The sequence below is a fragment of the Streptomyces sp. NPDC047085 genome (genome assembly GCF_040643735.1).
Lineage (GTDB): Bacteria > Actinomycetota > Actinomycetes > Streptomycetales > Streptomycetaceae > Streptomyces.
The window spans coordinates 1038944-1052409 of the sequence record NZ_JBEYUW010000001.1; the positions used below are offsets into that span (position 1 = coordinate 1038944).

The 13466-nt window shown below is 69.9% G+C and carries 11 protein-coding genes and 1 tRNA gene; 4 read left to right on the top strand and 8 right to left on the bottom strand.

Annotated features, from left to right (window positions below; genetic code table 11):
- Nucleotides 1–24: 24 nt before the first annotated feature.
- Nucleotides 25–579, bottom strand: a complete 555-nt coding sequence (locus tag ABZ865_RS04465; protein ID WP_361223596.1) for a GNAT family N-acetyltransferase — start codon at nt 577–579, stop codon at nt 25–27.
- Nucleotides 580–845: 266 nt separating this feature from the next.
- On the opposite strand from ABZ865_RS04465, the gene ABZ865_RS04470 reads away from it, so the two are divergent.
- Together ABZ865_RS04470 and ABZ865_RS04475 are read left to right on the top strand one after the other, a co-directional pair.
- Nucleotides 846–2204, top strand: a complete 1359-nt coding sequence (locus ABZ865_RS04470) for an aminotransferase class V-fold PLP-dependent enzyme (RefSeq protein ID WP_361223599.1) — start codon at nt 846–848, stop codon at nt 2202–2204.
- Nucleotides 2201–3598 carry a SidA/IucD/PvdA family monooxygenase gene (locus tag ABZ865_RS04475; protein WP_361223602.1) on the top strand — a complete coding sequence of 466 codons (1398 nt, stop codon included), beginning with the start codon at nt 2201–2203 and terminating at the stop codon, nt 3596–3598. The genes ABZ865_RS04470 and ABZ865_RS04475 overlap by 4 nt, the downstream gene beginning before the upstream one ends.
- A 10-nt stretch (nt 3599–3608) precedes the next feature.
- Here the strand turns inward: ABZ865_RS04475 and ABZ865_RS04480 are convergent, their stop codons facing one another.
- Nucleotides 3609–5429, bottom strand: a complete 1821-nt coding sequence (locus tag ABZ865_RS04480) for a 5'-nucleotidase C-terminal domain-containing protein (protein ID WP_361223606.1) — start codon at nt 5427–5429, stop codon at nt 3609–3611.
- A 298-nt stretch (nt 5430–5727) separates the two neighbouring features.
- On the opposite strand from ABZ865_RS04480, the gene pyk reads away from it, so the two are divergent.
- Nucleotides 5728–7164 carry a pyruvate kinase gene (pyk, locus tag ABZ865_RS04485; protein WP_361223609.1) on the top strand — a complete coding sequence of 479 codons (1437 nt, stop codon included), beginning with the start codon at nt 5728–5730 and terminating at the stop codon, nt 7162–7164.
- A gap of 13 nt (nt 7165–7177) precedes the next feature.
- Here the strand turns inward: pyk and ABZ865_RS04490 are convergent, their stop codons facing one another.
- Nucleotides 7178–7966, bottom strand: coding sequence for a helix-turn-helix domain-containing protein (locus ABZ865_RS04490; RefSeq protein ID WP_361223612.1), 789 nt, complete (start codon nt 7964–7966; stop codon nt 7178–7180).
- Nucleotides 7967–8046: 80 nt separating this feature from the next.
- A tRNA-Leu gene (locus tag ABZ865_RS04495) sits at nt 8047–8130 on the bottom strand.
- 94 nt (nt 8131–8224) lie between these two features.
- Between ABZ865_RS04495 and ABZ865_RS04500 the strand changes: the two genes are divergently transcribed.
- Nucleotides 8225–8881 carry a response regulator gene (locus ABZ865_RS04500; protein ID WP_361223615.1) on the top strand — a complete coding sequence of 219 codons (657 nt, stop codon included), beginning with the start codon at nt 8225–8227 and terminating at the stop codon, nt 8879–8881.
- A 96-nt stretch (nt 8882–8977) separates the two neighbouring features.
- On the opposite strand, the gene ABZ865_RS04505 is transcribed toward ABZ865_RS04500, so the two are convergent.
- From ABZ865_RS04505 to ABZ865_RS04520, 4 genes are read right to left on the bottom strand one after another with little or no spacing between them, the layout of a single operon-like run.
- Nucleotides 8978–9694, bottom strand: coding sequence for an ABC transporter ATP-binding protein (locus tag ABZ865_RS04505; RefSeq protein WP_361223618.1), 717 nt, complete (start codon nt 9692–9694; stop codon nt 8978–8980).
- On the bottom strand, nt 9691–10602 hold the full coding sequence (locus ABZ865_RS04510; protein WP_361224385.1) for an ABC transporter ATP-binding protein: 912 nt from the start codon (nt 10600–10602) through the stop codon (nt 9691–9693). Before ABZ865_RS04510 ends, ABZ865_RS04505 begins: the two co-directional genes overlap by 4 nt.
- A gap of 5 nt (nt 10603–10607) precedes the next feature.
- Nucleotides 10608–12431, bottom strand: a complete 1824-nt coding sequence (locus tag ABZ865_RS04515; protein WP_361223621.1) for a branched-chain amino acid ABC transporter permease — start codon at nt 12429–12431, stop codon at nt 10608–10610.
- A gap of 5 nt (nt 12432–12436) precedes the next feature.
- Complete coding sequence (locus tag ABZ865_RS04520; RefSeq protein WP_361223624.1) at nt 12437–13369, bottom strand: branched-chain amino acid ABC transporter permease; 933 nt, start codon at nt 13367–13369, stop codon at nt 12437–12439.
- Nucleotides 13370–13466 lie beyond the last annotated feature (97 nt).

The following is a 13466-nucleotide window of genomic DNA, read 5'->3' on the forward strand; positions in this document are numbered from 1 at the left end:
GCCCGGCACGCACACGCCCTGTCCTCAGCGCACCACCCCGCGCCGCAACTCCGCTCGCCGTACGCCCCCTTCGCGCGGTCCCGCCCGCCGGTTGCCCACCTCGGACCGCTGCGTCGCCGGAGCAGCCTCCAGGGTGAAGCCGATCCGCTCCAGGAAGCGCTCGCCGGGGCGCCAGCCGGGCGGGACCGTGGCCACGACCCGGGACGCGTCCGCGGCGCGGGCCAGCAGCGACTCCGCCAGCGCCCGGCCGAGGCCCCGCCCCCGCGCCCACGGCGCCAGCAGGAACAGGCCCACCGCCACCGTGCCCGGCTCCGGATGGTCCCGTACGACGTCCACCAGGCCCGCGACAACGCCGTCCCGCTCCAGTACCAGCAGCACCTTGTCGTCCGGGCCGGCACCCTCCGGCAGCGAGTAGAACAGGCTCTGCACGTCCCCCGGCCCCGACGGCAACCCCGTCGCCGCTATGAACCAGTCCTCGCACTCCTCGAACAGCCTCAGCAGCGGCGCCTCGTCCGCGGGGCCGGGCTCGCGCACCAGCACCCGCTCACCGGGCACGTCGATCATCCACGCGTCCACCATCCGACCGACGCTAACCGCGGGCGTTCATCGTTCCAACGTGTTTTCCCCGTACGGCAGTACCCACTTTCGAGTTCCACTCGTTGTCCCGTCCGGACACACACGCCCCTTCCCGTACAACCTGGAACCCCCCACGAGCACCACCCGCACCCGCCGACGGCGAATCCGCCCCACAAGGGCCACCCGCACCCGACGATGAAAGCCGCACGGGTGGTGCGGGTGGGAACCCAAAACACCCGCACCCGCACCCACCGCCCGGAGGAGAGCCCATGCGCAAGCCGCCCCTCGCCTCAGGCCCCGCCGGCCCCGACGCCCTGCGCCCCCTCCTGGACACCACCCTCGACGCCCTGACGACCGGCGCCCGCGCCCGCGGCGGCCCCCTGCCGGCCGGCGGGCCGGAGGCCGTCGCCGCACGCGTCACCGCCGCCCTCGGCGACGCCCTCCCGGACCAGGGCGACCCCGACGCCCTCCGCACCCTCGTGCACGCCCTCGCCGAGGGCGCCGCCGACCCCGCCGACCCCCTCTGCGCGGCCCACCTGCACTGCCCGCCGCTCGCCGTCGCCACCGCCGCCGACCTCGCCGTGAGCGTCCTCAACCCCTCCCTGGACTCCTGGGACCAGGCCCCGGCCGCCTCCGCCCTGGAGGCCGAGGTCACCCGCGCCCTCGCCCGGCAGACCGGCCTGGCCGACGCCCTGGTCACCACCGGCGGCACCGAGTCGAACCAGCTCGCCCTGCTGCTCGCCCGCGAGGCCCACGGCGGCAGCGTCCGGCTGGTCTGCGGGGCGAACGCCCACCACTCCCTGCCCCGCGCCGCCTGGCTGCTCGGGCTGCCCGACCCGGTCGTCGTCCCCGCCCCGAACGGCACGCTCGACCCCGCCGCCCTCGACCAGGCCCTCGCCGGGCTCCCCGGCCCGCTGCTGGTCGCCGCGACCGCCGGCACCACCGACGCCGGGCTCATCGACCCGCTGCCCGAGATCGCCGCCCTGTGCGCGGCCCACGGCGCCCGCCTGCACATCGACGCCGCCTACGGGGGAGGGCTGCTCTTCAGCGACCGGCACCGGGAGAAACTCGCCGGTCTCGACGCCGCCCACACCGTCACCCTCGACCTGCACAAACTCGGCTGGCAACCGGTCGCCGCCGGTCTCCTCGCGGTCGCCCGCCCGCACGAACTGGCCGCACTTCACCAGCGCGCCGACTACCTGAACGCCGACGACGACACCGAAGCCGGCTTCCCCGACCTGCTCGACCGGTCCCTGCGCACCACCCGCAGGCCCGACATCCTCAAGATCGCGGTCACCCTCAAGACCCTCGGCCGCACCGGCCTCGGCACCCTGGTCGACCAGGTCTGCGCCCACGCGCAGGAGTTCGCCGCCCTCGTGCGGGACCGACCGGGCTTCGAGCTGTACGACCGGCCCACCATCAGCACCGTCCTGTTCCGGCCCGCCGGCGCCACCGACGACGTCGTGGCCGCCGTACGCCGGGGGCTGCTGCACGAGGGCCGGGCCGTCCTCGGTCGGGCCCGGCTCGACGGCCGGCTCTGGCTCAAGGCCACCCTCCTGAACCCCCACACCCGGCCGGACGACCTGGCTCACCTGCTGAAACTCGTCGAAGGAAACACCCCCAGATGACCCTCCCCCCACGCCACGAGCCCGACACCCCGCGCGACCTGGTCGGCATCGGCATCGGCCCCTGCAATCTCTCCCTGGCCGCCCTCGCCCACCCGCTCGCCGAACTCGACGCCGTCTTCTACGAACAGCGGCCCGGCTTCGACTGGCACCCCGGCCTCCTCATCGAGGGCACGACTCTCCAGGTGCCGTTCCTCGCCGACCTGGTGACCCTCGTCGACCCCACCAGCCCCTGGAGCTTCCTCAACTACCTCAGGGCCCGCGAGCGGCTCTTCCCGTTCTACTTCGCCGAGCGCTTCCACATCCAGCGCGCCGAGTACGACGCCTACTGCCGCTGGGTCTCCCAGCACCTGCCCGGGCTGCACTTCCGGCACCAGGTCGACGCCGTCCGCTGGAACCCCGAACGCGACGTGTTCGAGGTCGACTTCACCCGGCTCGACGCCGAGGGGGAGGCCGAGACGCTGGGCCGCACCTACACCCGCAACATCGTCCTCGGCGTCGGTACCGCCCCCTATGTGCCCGACCCCCTCAGGCCCCTCGTGGACGCCCCCGGCGTGCCCGTCCTGCACGCAGCCGACTACCTCGACCACCGCGACGCCGTCCTCGCCGCCGAGCATGTCACCGTCGTCGGCTCCGGACAGTCCGGCGCCGAGGTCTTCCTGGATCTGTTGCGCCACCGCCCGGCCGGCCGCGAGCGGCTGCACTGGATCGGCCGCACCGAGGCGTTCGCGCCGATGGAGTACTCCAAGCTCGGTCTGGAACACTTCACCCCGGACTACACCCGCTACTTCCACGCCCTCGACGAGCCCGTGCGCGACCGGCTGCTCGCCGCCCAGTGGCAGTTGCACAAGGGCATCGACGCCGGCACCCTCGCCGCCATCCACGACGAGCTGTACCGGCGCACCCTGGACGGCGGCTGGCCGGACGCCGTCCTCACCCCGGGCGTCCGGGTCCGCACCGCGGGACGGATCGCCACCATGCAGGTCGAGCTCCACCTGGAGCACCTCCAGCAGGGCAGCCGCTCCCGCCTCACCACCGACGCGGTCGTCCTGGCGACCGGCTACCGCGAGCGCCCCGTCGACCGCATCCTCGACGGACTCGAACCCTGCATGCGCCGGGACCGCAGCGAACGCCCGTGCATCGACGAGGAGTTCCGGCTCGTCCTCGACCCCTCGGTGACCGGTTCGGTGTACGTCCAGAACGCCGAGCTGCACACCCACGGCGTGGGCGCCCCCGACCTCGGCCTCGCCGCCTGGCGCAGCGCCACGATCCTCAACTCCCTCACGGGCAAGGAGCCGTACCCACCGGCCACCCGGACGGCCTTCACCACCTTCGGGCTTCAGGAGGCGACGGCCAACCGGGTGCCGGGGGCCAGGCAGACGAAGCAGTTGCTCTAGAGCAACTGCTCTAGAACACCGGCGTGCCGTTGCGGGTCAGCTTCCAGTCCACGGACGCGAAGACCTTTGGGTCCAGGACACCCTTCGCGGTGACCCACTCGGCGATCCGCGTGCGGATCTCCGTGGACTCCGACCACACCTCCTTGGCCGTGGCGACGTGCGGGAAGGCGCCGCCGCCGTTGGCGCGGTAGTTGTTCACCGCGAACACGAACTGCTGGGCGTCGTCCAGCGCGGCCCCGTTGAAGGTGAGGTTCTTGATCCGCGAACCGGCCGGCTGGGCGATGTCGATGTCGTACGACAGGCCCGAGACGTAGTCGTAGTTGTAGTCGGGACGGCCGCCCGCGTTCGTCAGCTTCTCCACGTCGACGGCCGCGCCGGCGGCCGTCTGGACGTAGTAGCCCGCCGAGTACTCCAGGTACGCCCGCACCTGCGCGCCCGTCAGCAGCTTGGCGACCAGCGTGTTGTCGTACACGTACAGGCTCGACAGGTCCCGGATGGTCACGTTGCCGGCCGGGATCTCGGAGGTACGGGAGAACGGCGAGGCCTGCGCGATCACCGGCAGCGAGGCGTACTCGGTGCCCGCCAGCGCGGCCTTGACCACGTCCTCCTGGACCTTGGTGATCAGGTCGATGATCGGGGCGTCCTTGTACCGGGCCTCGACGGTCGTCAGGGTCTCGGTCGCCCGGCCCACGACCTGGTTGACGTACGTGACGACCCTGTCGTGCTCCTCCTTCAGCAGCCGCGTGATCTTCGGGTCGTCGGCGACCGCGTTGGAGTTGCGCAGCGACGCGGAGACCGACTCGACCTCCCAGCTGCCCTTGCTGAACACCAGCTCGATGTCGAAGAGGGTGAGCCGTTCGGCGTAGCACAGCGGCTCGGACAGGATGACCGTCTTGCCCGTCTGCTCGTTGACGACCTTCAGCTCCGGGATCTCCACGTGCGCGTGGCCGACCAGGATCGCGTCGATGCCGGGGACCTGACGGGCCACGTTGGCGGCCGCGTTCTCCACGTACGGGACCTGGTCGCCGTAGGAGGACGTGCCCGAGGTGCCCGAGTGCGCCGAGACGACGACCACGTCCGCGCCCATCGCCTTGAGCTTCGGCACCCACTTGGCGGCCTGCTCCTCCAGGCCCTCGAACGCCAGCTTGCCCTGGACGTAGGCCTTGTCCCAGATCGCGATGCCGGGGTTGGTCAGACCGAGCACGGCGACCTTGACGGGCCGGGCGCCCGGCACGTGGAACGTCTTGATGAAGTAGGGCGGGAAGGCCGGCTTCAGGGTCTTCGCGTCGACCGCGTTGGCGCCGAGCAGCGGGAAGTCCAGCTGCTCCTCGAACCTGCGCAGGGTCTCGATGCCGTAGTTGAACTCGTGGTTGCCGAGCGCCGCGGCGTCGTACCCGATCGCGTTCATCGCCTGCGCCATCGGGTGCACCGGGCCGCCCTGGGCGGTGATCGGGTCGACCTTGGCGTAGTAGTACGTCAGCGGGGTGCCCTGGATGGTGTCGCCCGCGTCCAGCAGCAGCGTGTTGCAGCGGCCCTTCTCCGCGCGGACCTGGTCGACCAGCGTCGAGATCCGGGCCAGGCCCATGGCGTTGCCCGCCTTGTCGGTGTACTCCGCGTCCTTGAAGTAGTCCCAGTTGAAGACGTGTCCGTGCAGGTCGGTGGTGCCCATGACGGTCAGCGAGTACCGCTTCACGGGGTGGGCGGGGTGCGCGGGCTGCGTCGCCGCGGCCTCGGCCGCCTGGGCCGCCGGAGCCGCCGCCGCACCGGCGATCGCCACTCCCGCCCCGGTGACGGCGGACTTCTTCAGGAACTTCCGGCGGTTCAAGGGCATCTCTCGTTCTCCTTCGCGCATGGTCAACGACGCGCGTAGATTCTGACCCGTCCATGACCGATGGCAACAGGTCCCCGAGGTTGCGATCCGGTGACCTGTTCGGTGAACTCCGGTTGCCGGCGCGGGAAACGGGGCGGAGGCCGCCAAGTGCGCGCGCGGAACGGACGCCTGAAAAATTTCGCTCATAGGAGCGGGGCGCCGCACAATTCAACACTTGTCAATAACCCTTAACTCAACGGTTGTTGAGTGGTCACGTCGCCCGGATTCTCTACCCGCGGGTAAGGCCTAGGCTCGAATCATGCGCCGAGCAAAGATCGTCTGTACTCTGGGGCCCGCCACCGACTCGTACGACCAGATCAAGGCACTGGTCGACGCCGGAATGGACGTCGCCCGATTCAACCTCAGCCACGGCACGCACGCCGAGCACGAGGAGCGCTACCAGCGTGTGCGCAAGGCGGCCGACGAGACCGGCCGCAGCGTCGGCATCCTCGCCGATCTTCAAGGACCGAAGATCCGGCTCGGCCGTTTCAGCGAAGGCCCCGTAATCCTTGAACGCGGCGACTCCTTCACCATCACCGTCGAGGAGGGCGTCGAGGGCGACCGCCACACCTGCGGCACCACCTACGCCGGCCTCGCCGCCGACGTCGCCCCCGGCGAGCGCATCCTCGTCGACGACGGCAAGGTCTGCCTGGAGGTCACGGCCGTCGACGGCCCCCGGGTCCGCACCCGCGTCGTCGAGGGCGGCGTGATCTCCGACCACAAGGGCCTGAACCTCCCCGGCGTCGCCGTCTCCGTCCCCGCCCTCTCCAAGAAGGACGAGGACGACCTGCGCTGGGCGCTGCGCACCGGCTTCGACGTCATCGCCCTCTCCTTCGTCCGCACCGGCAACGACATCAAGGACGTCCACCGCATCATGGACGAGGAGGGCCGCCGCCTCCCGGTGATCGCCAAGGTGGAGAAGCCGCAGGCCGTCGAGGCCATCGACGACATCGTCGCCTGCTTCGACGGCATCATGGTCGCGCGCGGCGACCTGGGCGTGGAGATGCCGCTGGAGCAGGTCCCGATCGTCCAGAAGCGCGCCATCAAGCTCGCCAGGCGCAACGCCAAGCCGGTCATCGTGGCCACCCAGATGCTGGACTCGATGATCGACAACTCCCGCCCGACCCGCGCCGAGGCCTCGGACGTGGCCAACGCGGTCATCGACGGCACGGACGCGGTGATGCTCTCCGGCGAGACCAGCGTCGGCAAGTACCCCATCGAGACCGTCCGCACGATGGCGAAGATCGTCGAAGCGGCCGAACAGGACATCCTCGCCAAGGGCCTCCCGCCCCTGACGGACCGCAACAAGCCCCGCACCCAGGGCGGCGCCGTCGCCCGGGCCGCCGCCGAGATGGGCGACTTCCTCGGCGCGAAGTTCCTGGTCGCCTTCACTCAGTCGGGAGACACCGCCCGCCGCCTCTCCCGCTACCGCTCCCCGATCCCCCTGCTCGCCTTCACCCCGGAACCGGCCACCCGCTCCCGGCTGAGCCTCACCTGGGGCGCGGAGACCTTCCTCGGCCCCCACGTCGACTCCACGGACGCGATGGTCGACCAGGTGGACGAACTCCTCCTGAAATACGGCCGCTGCCGCAAGGGCGACATCGTGGTCATCACCGCGGGCTCCCCGCCCGGCGTATCCGGCTCGACCAACATGGTCCGCGTCCACCACATCGGCGAGGACGACAGCCCGAAGTAGTGGGAGGCGGGGGTCAGTACTTGGGGCCGACGTGGGCGTCCATGAGGGCCACGGAGGCTTTGCGGGCGACGGAGATGTTGAACGGGTCGCTGCCGCGGGCGAGCGTGGTCCACTCGACGCCGACCTCGTCCAGGGCGTCCGTGAAGAGCCGCCGGATGTCGTCCGACTTGTTGGCGAAGAGGTATCGGGGGTATTCGTAGCGCTTGCGCTCGCCAGCGACCGTGCGGGTGGTCCAGTTGGTGATGCGGCAGCCGTCAGAGTGGATGAGGCCGCGGATGAACTCCCAAGGGTGGGCGTCGACGATCTCCTGCTGCCAGGGCTCCAGGGCGATCAGGCGCTCGTGCTTCTTCCCGGGACCGTGCTGAGGGAAGAGGCAGTGGAGGTGCTTTGAGTACACCTTTACGTTGCGGCAGCCAGCCTTGCGGACCCGGCAGACGGAGTTGCCGGGGAACACTGTCCGCATGGCCGCTTCGCAGTCGTCCATGAGGCCCGGCCATGACTCAGTGCAGGTGATCATAAGGTTGGGCACGCGGTGTCCGGAGTAGTGGCTGATGTGGCCGTCACCCAAGTAGAGGCCAAGCAGGTAGCTGTAGGCCGCCTCATCGAGTTCCCGCCCGTCGCATCGGGGGCACGGCGGACTGTGCCGCCCGGGACATTCGCCGCGCTTGGCCCTGTCCAGATGCTTCCAGTAGCTGATGGTTCCCAATGGCACGTCGAGTTTCCGGGCCACCACCGAGTTCTTCGCTCCACCGCGCAGCAGTGTGAGGGCCTTCTGTCGCACTTCAGTGCCATGAACATTCATGCGACCACTCTGTGTCAATGATCGTGACGGCGAGCAGCGAAAAGCGGAGAACCACGAGAACGTGATCCTCCGCTTACAGGTGCCGGGTATGGGATTCGAACCCACACGTCCTTGCGGACAGAGGTGTTTGAGACCTCCGCGTCAACCAGTTGCGCCAACCCGGCTCGGTAACCCTGGAGGAGTGTACCGGGTCACCGATGGGAGGCGCAGCTAGGTAGGCTCTTGTCAGCAGACCCCTGCCTTGAACAAGGAGCCTCCGTGACCGCGCCCGAGTCGCCCCAGCCCGTAGACGCGCCCGACGACGACAAGTCGCACGTGCCTCCGCTGACGACCCGTGTCGTCATCGCCGAGGACGAGGCCCTGATCCGGCTGGATCTCAAGGAGATGCTGGAGGAGGAGGGGTACACCGTCGTCGGCGAGGCCGGGGACGGGGAGCAGGCCGTCGAGCTGGCCCGCGAGCACCGGCCGGACCTCGTCATCCTCGACGTCAAGATGCCCAAGCTGGACGGCATCTCCGCGGCCGAGAAGATCGCCGAGGAGTCCATCGCCCCGGTGCTGATGCTGACCGCCTTCTCGCAGCGCGACCTCGTCGAGCGCGCCCGCGACGCCGGTGCCATGGCGTACCTGGTGAAGCCGTTCAGCAAGAGCGATGTCGTGCCGGCCATCGAGATGGCGGTCTCCCGGTTCACCGAGCTGAAGCAGCTGGAGCAGGAGGTCGCCGACCTCACCCAGCGGCTGGAGACCCGCAAGCTGGTCGACCGCGCGAAGTCCATCCTGCAGACGGAGTACGGCCTGACCGAGCCGGCCGCCTTCCGCTGGATCCAGAAGACGTCGATGGACCGCCGCATGTCGATGCAGCAGGTCGCCGAGGCGGTCATCGCGGACAGCGAGGAGAAGAGGGCCAAGAAGGCCTGATCCATTTCGGCGAATGTCGGCGAGCAGCGAACGCCGGCGAATGACGAGGCCCGCGCCCTGGAGAAGAGGGCGCGGGCCTTGTCGTATCCGGGCTGGTCAGTCCTCGCCGAGGTAGGCCTTGCGCACGGACTCGTCGTGCAGCAGGTCCTGGCCGGTGCCGGAGAGGACGATGTTGCCGACCTCCATGACATGGCCCTGGTCGGCGAGCGAGAGCGCCGCCTGGGCGTTCTGCTCGACCAGCAGGATCGTCGTGCCCTGGGACTTCAGCTCGGCGATCGTCGCCATGATCTTCTGCATCATGATCGGCGACAGACCCATGGAGGGCTCGTCGAGCATGAGCAGCTTCGGCTGGGACATCAGGGCGCGGCCCATCGCCAGCATCTGCTGCTCACCGCCGGAGAGGGTGCCCGCGGCCTGCTTCCTGCGCTCCCCGAGGATGGGGAAGAGGTCGTAGGCGCGCTGGATGTCCTTCTCGATGCCCGGCTTGTCGCTCCGCAGGAACGCGCCGAGGCGCAGGTTGTCCTCGATGGTCATGCGCGGGAAGATGTGCCGGCCTTCGGGCGAGTGGGCGAGGCCCAGCGAGACCACCTGGTGGGCCGGGACCTTCTTCAGCGACTTGCCGTTGAACCGGATCTGCCCGCCGACCGGCTTGAGCAGGCCGGAGAGCGTGCGCAGCGTGGTGGTCTTGCCGGCGCCGTTGGTGCCGATGAGGGTGACCACCTGGCCGGCCTCGACCTTGAAGGAGATGCCCTTGACGGCCTCGATCTTGCCGTAGGCGACCCGCAGGTCCTCTACTTCGAGCAGTGCGGTCATCGGTCGTTCTCCTTGCCGGGCGCGGCGTCCGTCGTGGCCTCGGCGTGCGCCTCGGCCGCCTCGACCTCGGCGACCTCCTCGTCGCCGGGAGCGTTCTCGAAGGGTTCGCCGAGGTATGCGGCGACGACCCGCTCGTCGCCCTGCACGGTCGCGCTGTCGCCCTCGACGAGCTTCTCGCCCTGCACCAGGACGGCGACACGGTCGCAGAGGTTGAAGATGAAGCGCATGTCGTGCTCGATGACGAGCACGGCGATGCCCTTGTCCCGGATGGCGAAGACCAGTTCCTCGGTGGCCCGGGTCTCCTGCGGGTTCATGCCGGCGGTGGGCTCGTCCAGGAGCAGCAGGCCGGGCTCGCTGGCCAGCGCCCGGGCGATCTCCAGCTTGCGCTGCTCGCCGTAGGGGAGGTTACGGGCGAGGTGTTCGGCCTTCGCCTCCAGGCCCACGAACTCCAGGAGTTCCATGGCGCGGGCGCGGGAGGCCGCCTCGGCCTTGTGGAAGCCGGGGCCGCGCAGCAGCGCGGACCACAGGCCCTCCTTGGTGCGGGTGTGGCGGCCGACGAGCACGTTCTCCAGGACCGTCATGTTGGCGAACAGACGGATGTTCTGGAAGGTGCGGGCGATGCCGGCCGCGGTGACCTTGAAGGACTTGGGCGGCAGGACCTTGCCCTTGTAGCGGACTTCGCCCTCGGTGGGGACGTACAGGCCGGTGAGGCAGTTGAAGAACGTGGTCTTGCCGGCGCCGTTGGGGCCGATCAGACCGACGATCTCGCCGCTGTTGACGGTGAAGTCGACATTGCGTACGGCCGTCAGACCGCCGAAGCGCATGGTCACGCCGCGGGCGTCGAGCACGACCTCGCCGGGTGCGGAAGCGCCGGGGGCGGCGTCCTGGGTGGTGGTGTCGGTGGTCATGGTGGTCACGCCCCTGCCTTGCTGAGGACGGCGGGCGCTTCTGCCTCTTCGTGGAATTCGAGCTGGCGGCGCCGGTTGGGGATGAGGCCCTCGGGGCGGAAGCGCATCAGGAGTACGAGCGCGACGCCGAAGGCGAAGAGCTGGTAGTCGCCCAGGAACTGGAGCTTGGCCGGGATCAGGTACAGCAGCGCGGCACCGACCAGCGGACCGGAGATGGTGCCCATGCCGCCGAGGACCACCGCGGCCAGCAGGAAGGCCGAGTTGGGCGGGACGACGTGGGCGAACTGGTACTGCTCGGGGGTCACCGTGTACGTGACGTGGGCCTGGACGGAGCCGGCGAGACCGGCCATGCAGGCGCCCAGGGCGAACGCGATGAGCTTGACCCGGAAGCCGTTGATGCCCATGGCGAGCGCGGCGGTCTCGTCCTCGCGGATGGCGATCCAGGCGCGGCCGATGCGGGAGTCGCTGCTGCGCCGGAAGACCACGACGACGATGAGCGTGATGAGCAGCATCAGCAGGAAGTAGTTCGCGAACCGGCCGACGGTGGCGCCGAGGAGCTGGTGCTCCTGGCCGAAGTCGAAGCCGAGGATGTTCAGGTTCGGGATCGACGAGATGCCGTTGGAGCCGTTGGTGACGTCCGGACCCGAGGTGCCGTCCATGTTGAGGACGGTGATGCGGAAGATCTCACCGAAGCCGAGCGTCACGATGGCGAGGTAGTCGCCGCGCAGGCGCAGCGTCGGGGCGCCGATGAGGACGCCGAACACCATGGCGACGGCCGCGCCGCACAACGCCGAGGCCCAGAACGGCCAGTGCACGTGCAGCGGCGAGGACGGCGAGCCGGAGACCAGGGCCGCGGTGTAGGCGCCGACACCGAGGAAGGCGACGTAACCGAGGTCGAGGAGGCCGGCGAGGCCGACGACGATGTTCAGGCCGAGCGCGACGGTGGCGAAGATCAGGATGTAGACGCCGATCGTCGCGTACTGGTCGTCGGACTGCGTGAAGGGGAAGGCGGCCGCGGCGACGAAGGCACCGGTCATGGTGATGTTGCGGTGGCGCGCGGTGATCGCCGAGACCCGGGCCACGAGCCCGGCCTTGGCGAGGGCTCCGAAGCCGAAGCCGGCCGTGATGAGGAAGCCGATGAACAGCTGGTCGTATTCGGTGCCGATGCCGTAGGTGAAGACGATCAGGCCGACCGCCATCGCCGCGATGATGACGAGGATCTCGACGTAGGCGGGCAGCTTGGGGGCCGGCGCCAGGGGCTTGGAGGCGAAGGCCGCCTTGAAGGTGTTCCAGTTCTGGCGGGACCGGTGGCGGAACGCCTCCAGGCCGGTGTCGTCCGGGTCGGCGGGGTCGGGGGCCGGCCGCTCGAACGGCAGGGCCAGCGCGCCGACCAGGGCCGCCAGCGTGGCGACGGCCACGACGAAGCCGCCGGCCTCCAGGTTCACGAGGCCGCCCAGCTTGGCGCTGATGGCGATGACCGTGTACCAGGCGGTGGCGAAGGCGCCGAGCGCGGACATTTTCAGCGCGCTGTCGGCGCTGCCCGGGGTCAGCCACCTCAGGCCCTTGACGCCGTAGGAGGCGAGGCCGAAGACGGTGGTGAGGAGGCCGCCGATCAGGACGAGGACCTGAAGGCCGCCCGGGTAGCCGTAGACGGTGAGGTCGCCGGGGAATTCGGCGGTCCAGGTCCAGGCGAGGAAGGTGGAGAGGATCGTCAGGACGCCGCCGCCGGTGGCGAGGGCCCGTCCCACCGGGGCGGGCAGGCCGATCAGGCCGGACGGGGCGGCCGCGGGAGTGCTCGGGGTCTCGGAGGTGGTGGTCTGTGTGGTCATCGGTGTCACGCCCTGTCCGCGACGCGCTCGCCGAGCAGACCCTGGGGCCTGAACAGCAGAACGAGGATGAGGAGTACGAAGGCCCAGACGTCGGCCCAGGACTGGCTGCCGAACTTGTCCATGCCGGGGATGTCGGCGATGTAGGCGGTGGAGAGGGCCTCGGCGACGCCGAGGACGAGGCCGCCGAGCATGGCGCCGTAGATGTTGCCGATGCCGCCGAGGACGGCCGCGGTGAACGCCTTCAGACCGAGGATGAAGCCCATACGGAAGTCGATCTGGCCGTACTTGAGGCCGTAGGCCACGGATCCGACGGCGGCGAAGGCGGCGCCGAGGGCGAACGCGATCACGATGATGCGGTCGGTGTTGACGCCCATCAGCTTCGCGGTGTCCGGGTCCTGGGCGGTGGCCTGCATGCCGCGCCCGGTACGGGTGCGCATCACGAAGTAGGCGAGGAACGCCATGCTGAGCGGCGCCGCGCAGACCAGGAAGATGTCACCCGTCTGGATGGTGACGTTGCCGATCTCGAAGGGGCCGCCGGGGATGCTCGGGAACGTGCGGGCGGACTTGGCGCCCGGGTACCAGGCCCACACCGCCTGCTGGAGGGCGAGGGAGAGGCCGATGGCGGTGATGAGCGGAGCGAGACGGGGTGCGGTGCGCAGGGGCCGGTAGGCGAACCGTTCCGCTCCGACGGCGACGGTGACGGCGACGAGGATGGCGCCGATGAGCATCAGCGGCAGGGCCACCCACATCGAGGTGCCGTCGGGAAGGATGTAGGCGTAGACCGTGAGCGCCCCGAACGCTCCGGTCATGAATATCTCGCCGTGGGCGAAGTTGATGAGCTGGACAATGCCATAGACCATCGTGTAGCCGATGGCGACCAGCCCGTACATGGATCCAAGTAGCAGGCCGTTGACCAGCTGCTGCGGCAGTTCGTTCACCGCATGTCCTCCGAGCGTTCGGAAAGTTCGACGAATGAGGCCGGATGCGAGTCCGCGCGGGGCGCCAGTGGAACAGCGCCCCGCGCGGCTCGGCAGG